The organism is Maribacter thermophilus (assembly GCF_001020565.1).
Classification (GTDB): domain Bacteria; phylum Bacteroidota; class Bacteroidia; order Flavobacteriales; family Flavobacteriaceae; genus Maribacter; species Maribacter thermophilus.
Map to the genome: position 1 here is coordinate 2,395,150 of NZ_LDAS01000001.1, position 20,087 is coordinate 2,415,236.

16 protein-coding genes are annotated in these 20,087 nt (G+C 36.9%); 3 read left to right on the plus strand and 13 right to left on the minus strand.

The window, feature by feature from the left end:
• Positions 1 to 5: 5 nt before the first annotated feature.
• Together AB657_RS10365 and AB657_RS18220 are read left to right on the plus strand one after the other, a co-directional pair.
• Positions 6 to 269: a hypothetical protein gene (locus AB657_RS10365; protein ID WP_047246421.1), complete on the plus strand. Its 264-nt coding sequence runs from the start codon at positions 6 to 8 to the stop codon at positions 267 to 269.
• A 502-nt stretch (positions 270 to 771) separates the two neighbouring features.
• Positions 772 to 894 carry a hypothetical protein gene (locus AB657_RS18220; RefSeq protein WP_262493342.1) on the plus strand — a complete coding sequence of 41 codons (123 nt, stop codon included), beginning with the start codon at positions 772 to 774 and terminating at the stop codon, positions 892 to 894.
• Positions 895 to 955: 61 nt separating this feature from the next.
• Here the strand turns inward: AB657_RS18220 and AB657_RS10370 are convergent, their stop codons facing one another.
• The 3 genes from AB657_RS10370 to AB657_RS10380 form a co-directional block, all read right to left on the minus strand.
• Positions 956 to 1,330, minus strand: coding sequence for a DUF7009 family protein (locus tag AB657_RS10370; RefSeq protein WP_047246422.1), 375 nt, complete (start codon positions 1,328 to 1,330; stop codon positions 956 to 958).
• Positions 1,320 to 1,913 (minus strand): precorrin-2 dehydrogenase/sirohydrochlorin ferrochelatase family protein, encoded by a 594-nt coding sequence (locus AB657_RS10375; RefSeq protein ID WP_047246423.1) that lies wholly within the window; start codon positions 1,911 to 1,913, stop codon positions 1,320 to 1,322. Before AB657_RS10375 ends, AB657_RS10370 begins: the two co-directional genes overlap by 11 nt.
• An 87-nt stretch (positions 1,914 to 2,000) precedes the next feature.
• Positions 2,001 to 2,582, minus strand: a complete 582-nt coding sequence (locus AB657_RS10380; RefSeq protein ID WP_047246424.1) for a DUF4202 domain-containing protein — start codon at positions 2,580 to 2,582, stop codon at positions 2,001 to 2,003.
• A gap of 236 nt (positions 2,583 to 2,818) precedes the next feature.
• Here AB657_RS10380 and AB657_RS10385 point away from each other — a divergent pair, with 236 nt between their 5' ends.
• Positions 2,819 to 4,645 carry a helix-turn-helix domain-containing protein gene (locus tag AB657_RS10385; RefSeq protein ID WP_047246425.1) on the plus strand — a complete coding sequence of 609 codons (1,827 nt, stop codon included), beginning with the start codon at positions 2,819 to 2,821 and terminating at the stop codon, positions 4,643 to 4,645.
• Between the two features lie 477 nt (positions 4,646 to 5,122).
• Here the strand turns inward: AB657_RS10385 and AB657_RS10390 are convergent, their stop codons facing one another.
• The 10 genes from AB657_RS10390 to AB657_RS10435 all read right to left on the minus strand — a co-directional run bounded on the left by AB657_RS10390 (position 5,123) and on the right by AB657_RS10435 (position 20,068).
• Positions 5,123 to 6,886 carry a RagB/SusD family nutrient uptake outer membrane protein gene (locus tag AB657_RS10390; RefSeq protein ID WP_047246426.1) on the minus strand — a complete coding sequence of 588 codons (1,764 nt, stop codon included), beginning with the start codon at positions 6,884 to 6,886 and terminating at the stop codon, positions 5,123 to 5,125.
• Positions 6,887 to 6,937: 51 nt separating this feature from the next.
• Positions 6,938 to 10,135: a SusC/RagA family TonB-linked outer membrane protein gene (locus tag AB657_RS10395; protein WP_047246427.1), complete on the minus strand. Its 3,198-nt coding sequence runs from the start codon at positions 10,133 to 10,135 to the stop codon at positions 6,938 to 6,940.
• Between the two features lie 1,031 nt (positions 10,136 to 11,166).
• Positions 11,167 to 12,036, minus strand: coding sequence for an SMP-30/gluconolactonase/LRE family protein (locus AB657_RS10400; RefSeq protein ID WP_052958676.1), 870 nt, complete (start codon positions 12,034 to 12,036; stop codon positions 11,167 to 11,169).
• Positions 12,037 to 12,471: 435 nt separating this feature from the next.
• On the minus strand, positions 12,472 to 12,825 hold the full coding sequence (locus AB657_RS10405; protein ID WP_047246428.1) for a DUF4870 domain-containing protein: 354 nt from the start codon (positions 12,823 to 12,825) through the stop codon (positions 12,472 to 12,474).
• Positions 12,826 to 12,880: 55 nt separating this feature from the next.
• The gene (locus AB657_RS10410) at positions 12,881 to 13,474 is read right to left on the minus strand and encodes a hypothetical protein (protein ID WP_047246429.1); all 594 of its coding nucleotides are present in this window, start codon (positions 13,472 to 13,474) and stop codon (positions 12,881 to 12,883) included.
• A gap of 159 nt (positions 13,475 to 13,633) precedes the next feature.
• Positions 13,634 to 14,509: a DUF4412 domain-containing protein gene (locus AB657_RS10415; RefSeq protein ID WP_047246430.1), complete on the minus strand. Its 876-nt coding sequence runs from the start codon at positions 14,507 to 14,509 to the stop codon at positions 13,634 to 13,636.
• Between the two features lie 18 nt (positions 14,510 to 14,527).
• Entirely contained in the window at positions 14,528 to 15,037 is a 510-nt protein-coding gene (locus AB657_RS10420) for an outer membrane protein (protein ID WP_047246431.1), read from the minus strand.
• 406 nt (positions 15,038 to 15,443) lie between these two features.
• On the minus strand, positions 15,444 to 18,272 hold the full coding sequence (locus tag AB657_RS17675) for a response regulator (RefSeq protein WP_052958677.1): 2,829 nt from the start codon (positions 18,270 to 18,272) through the stop codon (positions 15,444 to 15,446).
• Between the two features lie 480 nt (positions 18,273 to 18,752).
• The gene (locus tag AB657_RS10430) at positions 18,753 to 19,232 is read right to left on the minus strand and encodes a DUF4625 domain-containing protein (protein WP_047246432.1); all 480 of its coding nucleotides are present in this window, start codon (positions 19,230 to 19,232) and stop codon (positions 18,753 to 18,755) included.
• A 56-nt stretch (positions 19,233 to 19,288) separates the two neighbouring features.
• Complete coding sequence (locus AB657_RS10435) at positions 19,289 to 20,068, minus strand: DUF4625 domain-containing protein (protein WP_047247931.1); 780 nt, start codon at positions 20,066 to 20,068, stop codon at positions 19,289 to 19,291.
• Between the last annotated feature and the right edge of the window lie 19 nt (positions 20,069 to 20,087).

Consider the following 20,087-nt stretch of genomic DNA (forward strand, 5'->3'; position numbering starts at 1 on the left):
TTATAATGACACGCTCCCTCACATTTGTATTTGTTCTTGTTATAGTTCTTTTGTTTGCTTCTTGTTCTGGTTCAGATAAGAAAAACAAAGAGTTACACCCTTCGGAAACCCAGAAAAACCATTCTCCGGAAAGGAAGGATACCTTATTAAAACCAGAGAAGCCAAAGCGCCCCACCAAACACGACCCCATAGATACCTTAAAACCAAAAATGGCAGGGCATTTGGATTCGATCGAAATTCTTGGTTCGAAAGAAATGCCCGCCGAATGATTTTTTTTCATTTACCACTTACAGCACCTTCAAGTTCTTTTAAAGCTTTGATAGAGTTTTCGGGCCTTTAATCGATCTAAATAGTTGTTTTTCAACCACTTTATTTTATAATACATATATTGTAGTAAACAACACTATATGATTATGAAACAAGAACTTACGCTAGGGACCAAAATCCTTAATGGCTTTTTAAGATTAATGATTACCTGTTTAATAGGTATTTTAATTGCGATCCCAATAGCCCTTATTCTTGATTGGCTGGGAATATTCAAATAAACAAGTTGATATGCATCATAAGGGCTTACTAAAAATGTAGGCCCTTTCTTTTTTACCCATACCCGACCAATTGCTATTTTTTATCGTTAAAATACACATTTTCAAAATTTTACACCACAAAAACAGGATAGTTCGCGCCCATTTTGTAAGACTATACAACAATTAATATTGTTCCTGCTTTAAGATTCCGTAATTTATTGTGTATAACTTTAAAGTAGGTAATGTTATGAACAATTTATCATTTAAAACGGGGGTAGATTCTTATCTATCAGTACTAATCATTGCAATGAACGCCTTTTTGGCCGTGGTTGCAACAGGATCTTTATTATCCCTACTGGGATTAATTTAAACTCTAGATTATCGATTAAAATTTACTTTGAAAAGGCCCCTTTAAAAGGGGCTTTTACTTTTTATCTGTTTATCAACGATTTTGGATTTGGGTAATTGTCCGATTGGTCCTCTACGCTTTCGTCCATACAAACAAAGTCTTTTTCTAACAGTAAAGAGAGGCTTGTTCCCTTTTTAGTCTTAACAACATTACTAAATCCAACCTTTTTACTTTTTGGCCATGTTATGCTTTTGTCCCTATTCATATACAAGGTAATTGCATTACCTGCAAAATCGACATCGAGTACCTTCACATCATCTATGGCCTTTACGGCATATATAAATTTTCGGTCTCCAAAATCAGTACTGTCTTCATAATACCCTATTTCGGATAAGGTTTTCACCTCTGTCTGTGTTAACCTATAACGGATGGAGTTGCCCCTAATTCTAATTTTCATCTATCTGTTTGTTATTCACCAATCCTTTGGTAAACTCGTTCAAAGTTTGAACTTTCTCTTCAAAATCACCTTTAATGGTTTTTCTATACTCATTAAGGTTTTGTACCAAATCATCTATATTGTCAGGTATCACATCTTCAAAGAACTGGCGCAATCTCTTAGCCGTAGTAGGCGATTTCCCATTAGTTGATATAGCCACTTTTACATTGCCCTTTGTTACGATTCCGCCCATATAAAAATCGCAAAATGGCGGATTGTCCGCAACATTCACCAGTATAAAACGTTCTTTACAATCTCTATACACCTGCTCGTTTACGGCAATATCATCGGTAGTTGCCACTACCATATGTTTTCCTGTTAAAAATTCGGGGTCATATAGTGCCGTATGCATTTTTATGGAATATCTTTTAGCCAACCCATTAATCTCTTCATTAAAATCAGGAGAGACCATTTCTACTTTTGCGCCCGGACTCGATTTCAACAAAAAAGTAAGCTTTTCCAATGCCACATTTCCCCCTCCCACAATTAAAATGTTTAATTCGGATACTTTTAAAAAAACGGGGTATAGTTCGTTTTGCTTCATTTAGGAACGTTCTTTATAATTAATGCAGGACCAACAAGGCTGCTATTTAAATATTTCTCTCATCAACAATACAGCTTGTACAACCGGCTATGACCCCAGTGCCTTGTTTATAATGGAAAACGATTTTTTGGACATCGCCAACCCAAGAGCCGCCTTTTGACCTTTTCCTGACATTTTACTCCAAGTTTTTTGAAGTATTTGAATAACCTTTTCCTCAGGATGCCTTTCGGCAAAAGGTTCCAAGTAATGCTCTAAAAAGACCAAACAGATTACATCTTCCAGTGTCTGGGTGTCCTCGTTCTTTTTTAATTGTTTTTTTTCCAAAAGAAACCTTACCTGTGAAATCGTTTCGTCACCGTAGCCCACTTTTTTGAGAATTTCTGATGCCACTTCTACATGAAATTTTTTAAGATCGTTCCGCCATCTTAAATAGCCTGTACGATCCATGTCGTATGATTCCCTTGGAATTTTCCATCTACAAATATGTTGGCACCGAGCCGCCAATTGAAGAGAATCATTGGCGTTAGGCGCATATTCGTTCAGTCTATCGGTCATTCTCATCGAATACAACAATTCCTTTGGATACACTTTCCCCTTAAAATGTTCCTTATTGGGATCATGAGCGTTCTGCTCATCAAAAAGTTCAAATGCCTTTACTATTTTGCTCATTTGGACGGGTATAATTTACATCTAATATACAACAAAGCTAAGGTCCGTTACTTTACTTACAATCATAATAAAGTTAAAATCTTCTAGTGAAACCAAAAAGTCACTCCCTTCAATTACCTGATTTTAAAAATGTTAAATTGTTTTACCGCAAACATAAGGTACAACCCTTTCTTATTCATAGTTATAACCAAGTATATTTCCTAATTTAGATACCTACTAAAATTGAGCATACCGGTTTGACAAAAAGATTCTTAACATTATTCTTCGCCTTATCAACCATATTTCATTCGACCGTTTTTTCGCAAGAGAACAACGGCGACAGTATAAACGGTTACTTTAAGAGGATAGAGAAATTAGTTCTGGACACCAAGTCTAGGAATGACTACCCAAAACAGGACATTTTATTAAAAAGAAAGAAAAACACCTATGGTACGGACAAGGTAGACATCCTATTACAGCTTTGCCACCTTAACAAATACAAAAGTATCGAGGTCGCAGAAAATTACAACAAAGAGGCTTTTGAGCTATCTAACGACCTAAATTATGTAAAAGGTATATACAGTGCCACATACAACCATGCCTACCTTCAATTCATACAAGGTGATTTTAATAGGGCCATGGCGGTGACAAAAAGCTTGGAAAAAAGAATAAACTATACAAAATTCCCCAAAAACTATGCGGATTTTCAAACCTTAAAATCTGATATACATACAGAAAAAGGGGAGTACGACAAGGCTTTGGAAACCGGCCTTCAACTTTTGGACATTGGGGAAAACACCCAAAACGAGTATATACTCATGAAATCGCATGCCGCTCTTTCCCATTACTATTTACGTACGCAAAACTATAAAAAGGCACTTGAACATTGCCTATTGGAACTTGATTTCATCATCGACCAAAAAAATGTGCACTATATTTTTCAAAAAGTGGACGAAATAGCCCGCATGACAGCTAAATTAGGGGACACCAAAACGGCCTTGAACACCTATGAGTTTTATCTTAGAATAGAAAAAGAACTGTATTCTCCAGGCAGTTATATTCAAAGTATAGTCTATATGAACATGGCCGACCTTTACACGACCATTGGAGAATATGAAAAATCTCAAAAATATTTAACCCAGGCCTTAACATTAAACCACGAAAACAATTACAGGTTTAGGATTCCAAGAGCTCTTACCCTACAATCTGAACTTTATTTAAAAACGAAGGATACTTCAAATGCCATAAGCACATATGAAAAAAGCATTGAGGCCGCTGAAAATATAAATGCATTCGATGTTATTAAGACGAACAGCCAAATTCTAATGGATCTGTACGAAAAATCGAATCAGCCATCTAAAGTTAAAGAATATAGAGCCCTACACGAAGCCATACGAGACTCTCTTTTCAATAATGAAAAAGAACAACAAATAATAATCTTGGAAACAAGGCGTAAAATAAAGGAGGCTACACAGAAACAACAGGCCCTTGAATTAGAAAATTTAGCCCAGCGATCTAAGTTGACTACCATCATCGCTATTCTTGGGTCTATTCTTGTTATTGGATTCTTCTTTGTTCTTTCTTATGTAAAGATTAAAGAAAAAAATAAGGTTTTATACAGAAGAACCATTGAAAACCTTGAAACCCAATTAAAAATCGAAGACAAAAAACACCCCCTTAAAACCAAACCTAAAAGCAAGAAGGAAAAAAGCAATCCTACCATTGATGACAATGTAAAAACGATTATTTTAAATAGGCTCGAAAAACTTGAAGACGAAAATTTCTTTATAGATTCCGATTGTAATTTGCACCAATTAGCCGAGAAACTTAAAACCAATCCGAAGTATTTATCACAAGTAATAAATATTGAAAAAGGTTCTAATTTCAACAATTACATAAACGAACTACGCATTAATTTCTTGTTGACCAAACTGGTTCAGGACAAAGAATTCAGAAACAGCAAACTCAGCTATATTGCCTCATCTGTAGGCTACAACAATCTAAATACTTTTAATGCCGCCTTCAAAAAAAGGCAAGGTATTTTACCCTCTTTCTTTATAAAACAATTGAACGAAGAATCTTAATCGTCCACAAGCAATATCACAAGTATTTAATATCCATAAAAAAAAGGTAATACCTTTTAAAATATTACCTTTTCTGAAAATTAAAAATAAAACTAACTCTCAACTTTAGATATAGTTACCCTCTATATCTTTCCTACAAGATACACTAATAATCAGCACTTTACATAAGAAAACAGATGCATTTTAGGTAAAATTCATGAATTTTACATGAACTGGACAATCAAAAAATATTGAATTTTCTCCTTTACATATAATCAGAGTACAAAACAACGATTGTAATTATTCTTGTGTCTATTCCAAACATCTTTAGAACAACACAACCTACTATAAAAGGTCCTTTTTTTTTCGTAAAAACAATTACCAACAATTGGGTAAGATGATTACAATAACAAAAAAAGCCATGGTGTAAATACACCATGGCCTTTTAAATTATAATTATTACAAAGCCTTTAACTCATAGGCTCAAGAGCCTATTAATTAATAAGCTGGATCTTGTGTTAACGTTGCAGTACCCTCTTTAAAAGATCTATCTATAGCCTGTGAAGGTATTGGGAAGTATTCATTTTTCCCTTCAACAAAAGACCTTCCGCTAAGGTAACTCCTATGCTCTGATTCGCTCGCGATATATGCATTCAAAGTTTCTGCGGCAATACCCCATCTTACTAGGTCCCAGAAACGATGTCCTTCCATAGCAAACTCCAACCTTGTTTCAAACCGAACCGCCTTACGGGCAAAATCTTGATCTGTCCAAGCATCATCATAGGTGGAAATTTGATAATTTGCAGCGGGAACACCTTCTTCTATAACAAAGTCATTTCTTCCTCCGTCTTCCGGTTTCGTAGCTTTAGGCACAAAATCTGCAGGGTTTGCAGCCCTTTCCCTAATTCTATTTACCAATAGTCTAGCCGGTTCAAGGTTACCCAATTCCACTTCTACCTCGGCCAACCATAGAATAATCATATCCAACCTCATGTAACGGTAGTTATTTGCGGTTAAATTTCCCCATCCACCAATACCGAAACCTTCTGGCTCAGCTACGTGTTTTTTAGAGAAAAATGGTCCGGCGTACGATAAATCACGTACAAAATCCGTATCATAAATTTTAAATCCTTTGTACAGAATACCAGGTCTACCTACGGTATGGTCTATTCTTGGATCTAAAGGTGTAGTTACAGGAGAAGTATAGTCTTCTGCGTTAATATCTGCTGGCACATCGGTATCATCAAAGTTATCCAACAATGGCAAACCATCCTCTGTTTGGTATGCATTTACCAAGTTTTGTGAAACCTGATAAAAACCACAACAACCCCATGGATCAATATACGGGTGTGCCAATCCCATACCTCTAGAAGAAGCTTGGTCGGCAGCACTACTTACAGCATACTGAATTTCAAAAATAGATTCAGAATTATTACGGGTAGCTACCAAGAAATTATCTTGAAACTTTTCTGCCAAACTAAAAGGTCCGTCGTAAAGTATATTTTCTAAAATAGGCTTGGCCTCTTCCAATTTGGCAATATTGGCAGAGCCATCCTCATTCCATCCTTGATATACCAGAGATTTTGCCAAAAAGGCCTTAGCTGCCCAACTTGTAGGTCTACCCACCTGAGATTGAGTTTCTGGCAGCACAGCTGCTGCTGCCTTAAAATCCTCCTCAATAAGCGGCCAAATTTCACGATCGTTCGGCACCAACGTACTGTTTACATCATTGATATCATATACTTCATCGCTAATATAAGGTGGCATTCTCCACATTTTACGTGCCTCCATATGAAAAATACCTCTCAGAAATCTAGCTTCCGCTATTATTTGCTCTCTTCTGGCTTCATCGATATCTTCTACGGCCCTTGCAGAAACAATGGCATCATTGGTTCTTGCAACACCTTTGTACAAAGATCTCCATCGGTTCGTAATATGCCCATTAAAAGCCTGAAAATCATAAGCCTCTATAAAGGACTGTTCTGGTTGGTCACCTGCATCGGTACCCTTTAAAGCATCATCGGATGCTATATTAAAGGCCCAGTTCTCTACAGTTACGTTCCAATCGGCCGTGCCATCTAGGCCCGCCCCATCGATCATTGCATAAGCCCCCAAGAGTATACCTTCTACCCCATCCGCTGTCTGCAAACTTGGCTGCCCAAACTGCCCTTCCGGCTCTCGGGTCAAAAATTCATCGCTACAGCCCGTAACCAAGACCAAAAGGCCTGTTAGTGCTGCGAAAATTATTCTAATCTTTTTCATTGTCTATAATTTATTTATTTTCAAATTCTTCACGATCATATCATTAAATATTTAATCAAAGCTTACCCTTAACCCTAAAGTATAGGTTCTTGAAACGGGCATAAATCCACCATCAAACCCTAAGGTCGCATCACTTCTACTAGAATTAATTTCAGGGTTAAGACCGGAATATTTAGTCCAAGTAGCTAAATTTTGCCCTTGAACATAAATTTGTGCTCTAGACAATCCTATACCTTCCAAAATATCCTCTGGAAAACTATACGTTAACTGAACGTTCTTTAATCGGAAATAACTACCATCTTCAATAAAATATGAAGAAGGCCTACTACTTACCTGATCATTGGCATCCATAATAGGAACCGTGGCATTTGGGTTGGCCGCTACCCACTCGCTTTGAGGAGCTGTAGGGTTTGCTGGTTGCCAAGCATTATACAATGCTCTTTTGGACCTATTACCTTGAAACGTGTTAAAATCAGCAAAATAACGAACATAATTATAGATGTCATTTCCTTGAAAACCGTTACCGAAAATATTCAAGGCCAAATTCTTATAATTAAAATCCAAATTGATACCATACGTGAAATCAGGATGTGGATTTCCGATTATGGTACGGTCATCATCTGTAATTTCACCGTCCCCATTAATATCCTTGACCTTCAATTTACCCGGAGCGTTATAATCTCCATAGGTTGGCCAAGCATCTGCCTCGGCCTGGCTTTGAAAAATACCTTCGGTCACAAAACCATAAAATGAGGATATTGGACTACCGGCCTGTGTTACCGTTAAGGATGGTACACGAGATGCATCACCAAATAACCTTGTATCGGCACTTTCACTTAACTGGTTTACTTCATTTTTGTATTGTGAGAAGTTAACTCCGATTCCATAGCCCCAATCGCCTTTATTCTCATTCCAATTAAGAGAAAGATCAACCCCTTTATTGGTCATTTTCCCTACATTAAAATAAGGTGCACTGGCATCACCGGCACTATAGGTAATTGGAGATTGAAACAACATATCTGATGTTACCCTGTCCCAGATATCAACGTTCATATTCAACCTACTATCGAACATCGATAGATCAATACCAAAGTTGTTTGATGTGGTAGTCTCCCATTTTGCATCAGGGTTACCAAAACCAGAAGCATCAAAACCAATGGTAGGCGCACTTGTAGAACCGTCTATAGGATAACCGGCATTAAAGATATTTGAACGATACGTGGTATAGGCATTGTAATCCCCAATTTCTTGGTTACCGGTTTTACCCCATCCATATCTTAACTTTAATTCGTCTATCCATTCTATGTTATCCATAAAACTCTCATCAGACACCCTCCATCCTAAACTAAAAGCAGGGAAAAAGGCACTTCTGGAAGCGGATTGGAATCTAGAAGAGGAGTCATTTCTTAATATGACCTGTGCCAAGTATTTACCATTATAGTCGTAATTGAATTTCCCGAATTGAGAAAACAAGGTATAATCAAGATAAGAAGCTCCGTCATTGGAAGCGGTTGTAGCATCACCCAACCTTAAATACCTTAAGATATCCGTGGTTTCAAAGGCAAACTGATTTCTACTGGCGTTAAAGAATTCGCCATAAGCCTGAATACCTTCTACACCAACAAAAGCGGTTACATTATGATTTTCATTGAATGTTTTGGTATAGGTAAGAACCGTATTCCATTGCCATTGATATTCATAGGCGTTAGAGGAGGTAGAACCATTAATAAAATTACCTTCTACATATTCCGGTTGAGGCCTACGAAGGTCTATTCCCCTTTCGTTTTCGGCATCAACACCAAAACTTGTCTTAAGTTCCAGATTATCGGTAATATCTAAAGTGGCAAAAACATTACCCAAGACTCTTGCCCGGTATCTTCTATCATCTTTGTCCCTAGTTAGTACCGCCACAGGGTTAAAGTTATTACCTAGATTTGCTCCTCTACTACCGGCAAAATTACCGGCAATATCATAAACCGGCAATAATGGATGGTGCTTAAAAGCTCCTGAAACTGTATTTTGCTCGTCGTCATTTGAAAAACCACCTTTTCTATTATCCAAGTTTACGGTTAGGTTCTCCCCTATGGTCAGTTTCTGGTTCAAAGCCTTAAATTCTGTATTGGCCCTAATAGAGGTTCTATTATAACCTACAAATTTGGTAATCGCTTTTTGCTCAAAGTAACTTAAGGTAAACGCATATCTAGCATTTTCCGTTGCTCCAGATGCGCTTATCTGGTGGTTCAAGATCGGAGCCGATCGAATAGACTCTTCCCACCAATTGGTATCGGCAGAACGTGTAATGGCGTATATATTACCAGGCTCTAAAGCATAAAGACTTGGATCGGTACCGGGATCACCTTCCATGGCCCCACTTGGGAATACATAATCGGGTATAGTCACCTCTCCATTAGGACCAAAGGTATATTGGCCATGGCTAGGGGTCTTGCCCGCATATAAATCGGCCAAATATAAATATTGACCCAATTCTTCCGCATTTAAGGCCTCAACGTCGTTAGCAGCCGTTTGCATACCATAGTATGTTTCATAGCTGATAACCGGTTTCCCCATTTTACCTTTTTTGGTAGTAATGATAATTACACCATTCGCAGCACGCGAACCATATATGGAAGCCGCAGATGCATCTTTTAATACCTGCAACGACTCTATATCCCCAGGATTCAAATTAGCCTGTGACTTGGAAGGAACCCCGTCTATAATATATAGTGGGTCGTTATTACCAATAGTACCGTACCCACGGATACGAACTTTTGCCTCCCCACCAGGTGTGGCATCACTAACGATTCCGATACCAGCTGCCCTACCTTGCAATTGCTGGGCAAAAGTAGTCGCTGGCACAGCTGTAAGTTCTTCCACATCAACCGTGGACACGGAACCTGTTACATCTCGTTTAGATTGTGAGCCATAACCAGTTACCACTACCTCATCCAAAGCGGCAGCATCCTCTTCCATAGTTACATTAATGGTCGATTGACCATTTACGGGAATCTCTACAGTTTTAAATCCAATGTAACTGAATACCAACACGGCATTACCATCTACATTGTCCAACGTGTAGTTTCCATCAAAATCGGTTTGGGTTCCGTTCGTTGTACCCTTAATAAGAACACTGGCCCCAGGTAATGGTCCAGTTCCATCCGCAACGGTTCCCGTTACCGTCTGGGCTTTTACTAATCCGACGCATAAAAATGCCCCGACCAGTAATAACCCCTTCAACAAAGTACTCTTCATAAATAATTAAAGTTTAAGTTAATATTGATTGTTGTTAGTTATTAAAGAAATCAACCATAGGTGATATTTGAATTGAGCGAAACACCCATAATTAATATTTTATGTTAATTATTTCATAATTGCTAAAATTAAATTATCAAAAATGAATTATCGACGAATTAATGATTTAAAAACTATAAAATTCATGAATTTTAAGTGACATACCCCCGTATTTTCACAAATCCTAAGCGAATTCAACTTCAAATTACCAATTATTCAAATATTAGCAAAAAATTAAGCAAAATACTTTATATTTTATGTTAATTTAAGGTAAATAATTATCAAGTGTTCAAGGGTAAGCGCTGAAATCCACTAAAAATCCCATTACTTTAAAGATTAGAAAACGCCTTCTACAAGCTATTAGGACATAGCTATCCCGGCATCTATAATTCTATGGAGACCTCTTAAAAATACCCCTTATTAAACCATGTCCTTAACACCTAAAACATATGATTTAAACACCTCATACCTATACGGCTATCTGAGATTGAAGCACCCCAACAGAACAAATACCTGACTACAAATTAATTTTAAAAAGGAAATGTGATTACGTAGAATATCACTGCACTCTATACGGTTTTCAATAAAATATCGCCAGAAATCCATTTCATTACTGGTTAAATATTTAAGAAAACACAAATGCTTTATTAATGCACGCTAGGAAATATCAGAAATTTCAATTCCCTAAAAAAATGGTTGAAATTAGCGTTGTTATTCTAAAATCTTGAGTACTGATAACAGTCATACCGCGGAGAATCCAACAGTAATTCAAATTTTAAAAAAATATGGGCACTCAATCCATATGAGGACCAATGAAACTCCATATTTAATAGAGCTGTCTTTCTACAAAGTTAAAAAACACAAAAAGAAATAAAGAAATTAAAAAATAATATCATCCGTTCACTACCCTCTTACAAGACCTAGACAATGATTACTTATTCCTCTTATGGCCCCCTATATATTCACTATGAAATATGTTTATATAAATAAAACTACCCATTGTACCTAGGCTCTATTTGCCCCTTGGTATTAGTATTGACCGCAAAGCATCTACCCTCCAAAGGATTCTTTTTCTGCTCTTCTTCTGTCAAGTTCAAACGTGATGTTGTAATGAACAAAGTATTATTTTCTTCACCTCCAAAACAACAACTTGTCACAAAACTCACAGGAATACTGATATCTTCTATCCAGATACCTTCCCTATCAAAATGGCTGATTTTTTTACCATTCCACATGGCAACCCAAAAACCTCCTTCCGAATCAACCGTCATGCCATCAGGGAATTCATTTTTGTTCCATTGAATATGTCTTCTTCTATTTGAAATATCACCTGTTTCTATATTATAATCATAAGCATACATAACATTGCGCATTGTATCTATCATATAATATGTTTTACAATCCGGACTCCACCCCATACCATTGGTTATAAATATGTTCCGCTCAAGACAAGTTACAGTTTGGTCTGTATTGAGCCGATACAAACTACCAGTAGCATTTTTCCCATCATATTCCATAGTTCCTGCAAAAAAACGGCCTTTAGGATCAACGGCTCCATCATTCATTCGCCTTTTCTTAACATTGATTTCAGGAGAATTTTCAACTAACCGCAACTGTTTTTTCCCCTCATCATAAAAACCAAACCCGTCACGCACCCCCGTTATTATTCTACCACTTGTACAAAGTGCCAATACACCTAATTCTTGCCCAACACTAAACTCAGAAAAACACCCTGTTAGATAATCAATCTTATAATAAGTTCCCTTTAGTAAATCTACGCAATAGAATTTTTTCTCTATTGGGCACCAAACCGGGCCTTCTCCATGGACTGGTCTTATCTCAAATATTGGTTCCGCTTTCATAAATCAATAATCAAATTTTTCACAAACAAGCCAACTAAACTTTATACGGACTAGTATCTCTTCCTTTCTTTATAGGGTTCTCTTTCCAATTTTATAATGGCTTTTAAAAATATCTATAATCCCTTAAACAAAAAAGGATATAATGATTTCCTTTATTCTACAAAAATTTCCCCCTAAATGGCCCTAGTTCATAAATTGTTTATCAGGTAATTCTCATTATTTGGCAACAAACATCATTTATAGCCCAACCATCGAAATATCCGCCAAAAGGAAGAAAAATATAAGTGCGGGCACCGTATATACGATACCCGCACTGAAATAATTAAAAAAGAAGCCTTTCATCTCATCATAAAAGCACTCAAAAATGATGACACAAAAAAAGATTTGGGGCCTACCCCTTACTCATTGTTTAAGTAAAACCCTATACTAACCGAATTAGAGGTTCGCAAACCATTTTTCATATTGCCTACCTAAAATAGGAATCGGTTTTTCTTTTCCGTTAATGGCATTTAGCAACCCCATAAACCACATATAAACAACAACAAAACTTCCGAATATCGAAATAAACCACCCTAAAATGGGCACCATGCCTATTACTCCCAATCCAATTCCGGTTACTACCAAGCCCAAGGATTGGGCAATATGATATTGGGCAAAAGGTAATTTCTTATCATTGTTCATTACAAAGGCAATAATCAGCCCAATAAATGTAAGATACGCTATTACAGCTATTTTCTTTCCCTCTTCCTCTATAGTTGTTGCCGTATTTTCCTGTTCTGTTTGTTTCATTGTTAATTATTTGATCAATTGTTTATATAGGAACATTATAACAAAGATGCGCCTACTATTGTCTGATTTCGAATGTACCTTCTATTTTATGCACATCTGTTTCCACTAAGTTATTTCTATAGAAATCGCCCGAAAAAGTTCCCTTGCAATGTGTTACCCTATTGCTATCCGTAATCTCAAGTTCCGTAATATTTACGGATACATCCTTCGCATAATAATCTTCATCCGTAGACAACAATACCCTAATATCAAAGTCATTGGCCCCTCCCGTATAGACAATATTGCGACTGCCAGTTTCAGGGGATGCTACCAACAAAAAATTAGATTCGGTATACGACTTACGTACGGATACCTGTATTTGATCTTCGGAAAGATCTGGATCGGACTCTTTTGTATACAAGCGCCCCGATGTTGTAAATTCATCATCTTCACTTAAATCGGAGAATTCATAATCTCCATTCAGCGTTGACCCCGAAATAGCAAATTTCGCATATGATTCCGGATACTCTCCACTCACCTGATCATCCGTCTGAGCATCATCCGAATCATCTTCGCTACAGCCCGTCATAAATAGTAAGGTCAATAGCACCATACCTAGAAAATAGATTGGTTTTCCCCTTGAAGCAAATTTGTTTTGTTTTGTTTTCATAATGTTATTTTTAATGATTAACCTTAAAAGTGCTGTATGCGAGCGACCGTTTACATCACCTCTCTATTACCACGAACATCGTTCAGGTCCGTAATAGTTTTTAGTATTGTTTTTTAGGGGGGAAATGAAATTGATGATATTGTACCTTACAAAAAGGCCCTAGTAGCCCAATGAGGTATAGTCTTTTTTATAAATTGAAAAACCGTTCTTGACAACGTTTGTACAAATCATATGAAAATTGTTCTTATCTCCTTTATTTGATTTGTAGTCCATTTCCATAATCATGGCATCTTTATCAAATGGCAGACCATCCGGCACTTCATTATCATAAAATGTACTATATATGTTTCCTATAGGTACCTCATTAGTAACCCAAATTCTGGAAACTCCTTCTTTAGTAACAACTTCATATCCCGAACAGTTGTACCCTAAGAGTTTTTTACTTCCTATCTCTTTTATCTTGGCTTGGTCATAATTGGTATCATTTACCATTTTGCTGCGGTATTTTTCATACAACTTATTGTTGTTGCTAATTCCCATAACTGTTTTTTGACCACCTCTATTACCAAATACCAGTATCATATTGGCGGTAAAATCCATGACCGTTATATTATCCATGTTACCAAACTCACTACCAAAATAAGTTTGCCCGGGTTCTAAATAGTAGGTTAAATCCATCTTGTCCTTACCGGTGGTCATCAGCATCTTTACCGTATAGGAAAATGTATACTCATCCGGTACGACATCCATATTTGCACCACTAAATATACTTGTAGGCAATCCAGAACCATTCTCTAGAGTTCCATTGGTGACTGCATTTTCTTTATCGGTAGACTTGTTTTTCTTATCCCCCTCTTTAACGACCCCATCTATGGCCTTGTTGGTCTTTTTTGAAACCTCCTTATCCGTCCGGTTCAGCACTGTACGTTCCGCTGCCTTTTCTGCCTTTTTTGCAAGTTTCTCAAAAAACTGCGCATTTATGGGCAGCGCAAAACAGAACATTACAACTACTAGCACAAATGCTTTTGCTTTCATTTTCTATAGTTTTTTTGATTAAAGACTAAACTTTACACCAGCGGCAATTACTAATTGCCCTTGGTCTATGATCACATACTTTAATTCAGAAAAGAGCAAAAAGCTTGTTCCAATATCAAAATTTGCCCCTCCCCCAAGATTCAGTCCCACACGACCATCACTGGCCGAGAGTCCACTTCCATAAATTGAGCTATTGTCGTACTTCACGCTCACACTACTGTAGTTAAGCCCACCCAATCCATATACATCCAAGTTGCCCTCATCAAGAAAATAATAGTTTGCATTGGCATTAAGCTCAAACCAATTGATTTTTACACCAAACTCGTCTTTTGGCAAATAGAAGATGAACGAAGGTGCAATCGTCATTTTGTCCATAATAGGAAAAGCAGCGGTAACCCCTAAACCTATGTTCTCTATCTCAGTACCATAGGCAAGCATACCTCCTATTCGCATTTCATCTTGCGCGTTGTTATATTGAACCCCCATGAACAATAGGGTCATACATAAAATAATTTTTGTGGTTTTCATACTAATTAAGGTTTTGATTATGATTAAACTTCGCTTATTGTTTCTTAATCTTTATTGATTTTATCACTTTCCCGTTTTCTAAAACATTCAAGATGTACACCCCTTTTTTTAAGTGATCAATGCTCATATAAATTTTCTTTTCATTTAATAAATCATTCGATTTTGGGTCCATGATAGTTCAGTTATATGTTTACACGACAACCTATATGATCTGCAAGCCGATGTAAAACTAACGGGAGTAAGAATGAGGCAATACCACAGATGTAACCAATGATGCCACAAATTGGACATCACATAAAAACACCTGTATTTAGAAGACTTCCAAAAGCACCTATAACAAATACTTTATATTGAAAGTAAAAAACCGCCGGAAACACCTATTATCATTCACACATAAAACAGGCGCTTACGGGTTATCAGAAAACTCGCTGGGAGTACAACCATAGACTTCTTTAAAACACTTTATAAAATACGAAGGTGTCTTAAAGCCTACTTGATAAGAAATTTCGGAGATGGTAGCATCGGACTGCCCTAAAAGCTTGGCCGCCAATTTCACCCTTTCGTTGCGGATAAATTCTGTAGGGGACATTCCTATAATAGTTTTTAGTTTACGCTGTAATTGTCTACGGCTCATTTTCATGGCCCCAACGAAAGTATCAACATTAAAATCAGGATTGGTTATATGTTTGTCCATTACCTGTTTGAGTAATTTCAAAAATTCCGAATCGGTATCCGAAATCACCATGTCGGGACCTGTACTAAAAGTAGTTCTATAATAGTCACCTAAGTATTTTTGATTTTGAATCAACTGCCTTACCCGTACTTTTAGTTTTTTAACACTAAATGGTTTTGTAATATAATCATCTGCCCCGGTCTTAAAACCCTGTAGTTCATTTTCTTCCCCTACTTTGGCAGTAAGCAATATTACGGGAATGTGGCTTGTATGCACGTCTTGTTTAACGGCATCACAAAGTTCGAACCCATTTTTAAGAGGCATCATAATATCACTAACAATAATATCCGGCAAAAATTCTTTCGCCAAAGCTATGCCCTCAAGGCCATTTTCAGCTTCCTTTATATTATATTCCCCTTTAAAATTTGAAACGATAAAAGCCCTCATTTCAGAATTGTCCTCTACAACCAATATTTTAGGCAATCCGGCATCTTCTGTCTTTTTTTTCACCAAAGAGGTTTCGCCCCCCTGTTTCAACAGAGCTTCAACGTCACTTTTAGGCTCTATAAAAAGATTGCTCTCCGCGTTATTTTCACCATCATAATCATTAACAACCTCTGTAAACATTGATTTTTTTATAGGCAACGATACGGTAAATTGAATTTTATTGTTTTGCAAAGTATTAGCCACTATGTTTCCTTTGGCCAACTCCACTAGTTCTTTGGTTATGTTGAGACCAATACCCGTTCCCTGAATATTTTTACTGGCCCTATAGTAACGGGTAAAAAGCTTAGATACATCTATAGATATATTAACATCCACCGTATTGGTAATTATAAATATCCAACAGCCGTTCTTAGCATAAGATTCAACATGTATACTGCCATTTTTCGGTGTGTATTTCAAGGCGTTGGAAAGTAGGTTTACAACCACTTTTTCAATTATGTCCTTATCAAACCATGCTGTTTCTACATCTCGTACACTGTATAAAAAATTAATTTTCTTTCTTAAGGCCTCGTGGCGAAACGGGTCTATCAATAGTTGTATTACACTTTTTAAATCGCCTTTTCTTACAATGAGCTTTACGTTACCCTCTTCCAATTTTGACAAATCCAGTATCTGATTCACCAAATCCAACAATTTATGGGCATTGCGATTTATAAGATCCAGTTCTTCCCTTTCTTCGTTTGATAATTCAGGATTGGACAATTTCTCAACGACAGGAGAAATTATGAGTGTTAAAGGTGTGCGGAACTCATGGGTTATATTTTCATAAAAACGTGTTTTGACGGAATCTAGTTCCTTCAAGGTTTTTAGTTTCATTTTCTCTACTTCCAAATCATACCTATACTTAAGGCGCCCATCATCTATTTCCTTATTACGGAGGGCCACCACCAATGAGAAGAGGATAATTTCTAACACCATCAATTTCAAGAACATGATATAATCACCCATAACAAGTGACAAAACATTGCCCGCAATAAGGACCAAACTACCGATAAGCACAATTTTGGCTATGGTATCTGGATTTTGGAACATTAGATATACAAACAGGGCCATGGACAACAGCATTACAACCACTCGAAATGCATCTATTAAAAAGAATCTCCACGGAAAATACGGAAACACTATTATTTGCAAGCTATAGAGAACACCAAAGACCAACACCCCGAACAGTAATCTTTTGGTGAATATATATGCCTTTGGAAAAACGTTCTTAAAGTCAAGAAAATAAAAAACAAACCATGTATAGCACCCAATATTGGCAATATGCGTTATCTGATTAACATAAAAGTAAAGCTCTGGAATCGTTTTTTGATAAAAATTCAAGAACATTGGTAAGCGGTTGGCGTAATATATAGCAACTCCTAATAAGTAGAGCCCGTATATTAAATAGCTTTTATTCTTACTGATCAGAAAATTGACCAAAAAAAGAAAAAACGAAATAAAAACAACACCTATATAAAAAGGGACATCACTTCCCTTATAATTGACCCATAATAAATCGCGACTTAGCGCAACATTGTCATTAGCAAAGAAGAATGCCGGCAAATGCTCCCAATTATTTTTGGCCCAGTGCGTTATTACCCTTCTATTAAAATAGAAAGGGCGCGAAAAATCGACTTCATCGGTCGGCAACCTTAGTATCTGAAGATGTTGGACCCCAATAATCTTTTCCTGTTTTTTGGCAAAAATACCCACCGTATGGTGCCTATATTTTTCTTTACCCTTTACAGGTACATATACATCACTAAAATCAGCCAAACGAAAGCTCATAAACAACAGGCTTTTATTTTTCTGACCCACCAAAGAAAACCGGTACCAGTGCACTGCTTGCTTGTTCACGTTTTCCCGTGGTGCTACCACGAATTCTTTCTTAAGAACCTCATTAAAAGTTAATGACCTGGTACCGTCTTCAAAATGCAACAAATCATTTTGGGTCAATATTTGCCAATCACCTACTTCTGTTTCTACATCTACAATTTGACAATACAGGAACAATGGGCATAACACAGACAATAAAGCTGTTTTCACCTTACCCCGTAAAACATATTGTTCCATATGTAAAGCTTATTAAATTTATAGGGGGAAGACTACCGAAAAATCTATTTTAGATTTTCAAAAATAAGGTATTTTAAAAATCACATTTCTCTCCTAGCTGATTTAAAGGAATTTACATAAAAAAAACAGCTCCTTTTATTATTGCCCCATTACAGCTCTACACCATAAACTATTCATGACTTATAATATAACCCTACACAAACGAGGCATATAACAATAACCTACTTCTTTAAGAGCAGAAAGTCTTCGTTCTAAATTAAAGAAATAAGTATTCGAAAAAATAATTATTTTAAAACTAATAGATATAACCTACTAAAAATAAACCTTCTACAATTTGCAAAATTGAAAAAGCCGAAGGTTTCCCTTCGGTTTTTTCAATCATGAACACACCCAAAAATACATCCGTATCATACAGGTCACATTCATTGTGCATAACTACTAATACCTTCTAATAAAAACAATCTATAACTATAAATTTATTTACTCTACAATTTTGATATCTACTGATGTCCTTGACTGCCAGCCGGTCTCATCGGTTACGGAATAAGAGCAATGGTAGTCTCCCGTATCCACATCATCGGGAATGGTAAGACTTATGTTTATTTCATAGCTGGCAACCCCTTCTTCTATAGTATAGTTTTCTATGAATATCATAGGGTTCATAGCATCTTTCTTTTCCTCCAAGTCACAATCTTCTGCTTGATCATCGTGTGTATGATGGTCAAAATTGTGATGTATGTCCAAACTATAGGAGGCCAACGCCATATTATCGGTCACTTGTGCCCTAAAATTATAGGTTTCCCCTCTTACCAATTGCTCACAAGCCTGTGGAAAGCCTTCTTCGTAATCAATACTGATAGTGGGCTTTTCTTCATCCTTTCCGATACCGTCATCGCTAGAACACGAAAATATCGTTAACGCAAGGAATAATAAGTAAAAATATTTTGGTATAAATTTCATTTAAAACTATTTAAAAACCGCATGGCACCCTAAAGTGCCATACGGTAAGATTATTTTTATTCGGCCGTAACATCTATGTGTGTCTCGTACTCGACCGTATTGCCATCCTCATCCTCAACGGTAAAAATTACATGATATTCTCCAGCAGGTGCCGTAGCGGGAATATCTATATGCTCATGAAATTCTGCAGAGGTTTGCTCATGGTAATCTCCCAAGAATTCTTCCTCATAATCCCATTCCTCTTCTCCTTCACCCGGGGTAACCTCATGTGTATGCACATCAACGGTAATGCTATGGATACCATTAACGGCATCTATCATAAACTCTGCATGAAAATCACTTCCCCTAACAGCTGTTTCATCAACAGAAATTTCACTTAGGGTAATAGGATCCAAAATTTGGATATACCCCTCTACCTCGGTACTATTCCCCAATTCATCGGTAACGACCAATTCTATATGATATTCCCCGGCCGGTATATCCGTAGGTACATCTACGTGCTCGTGAAACGTCGGGTTGATTACCAAGTAATCGGCATCTGTATATACTTGTTCAAATTCCCAATCCACTTCACCATCCCCTGGAGTTAGGTCATGGGCATGAATTTCTAGGGTAATGCTGCTTACCACCGCTTCTGCAGTAATCTCTGCTTCTAGATGAATGTCAGAGCCTTTATAGGCATACTGTTCTGTTGAGTGATCATCTCCTTCACCATATTCAAAGTTGGAGATTACAGGGGCATCCAATGCGGAAGAACCGTCATCATCGCTACTACAGGAGTGTAGAAAAAGACCAAGCAAGGTAATGGCCGCCAAAAATTTAAAATTTGTTCTCATAATGTTTGTTTTAAAAAGG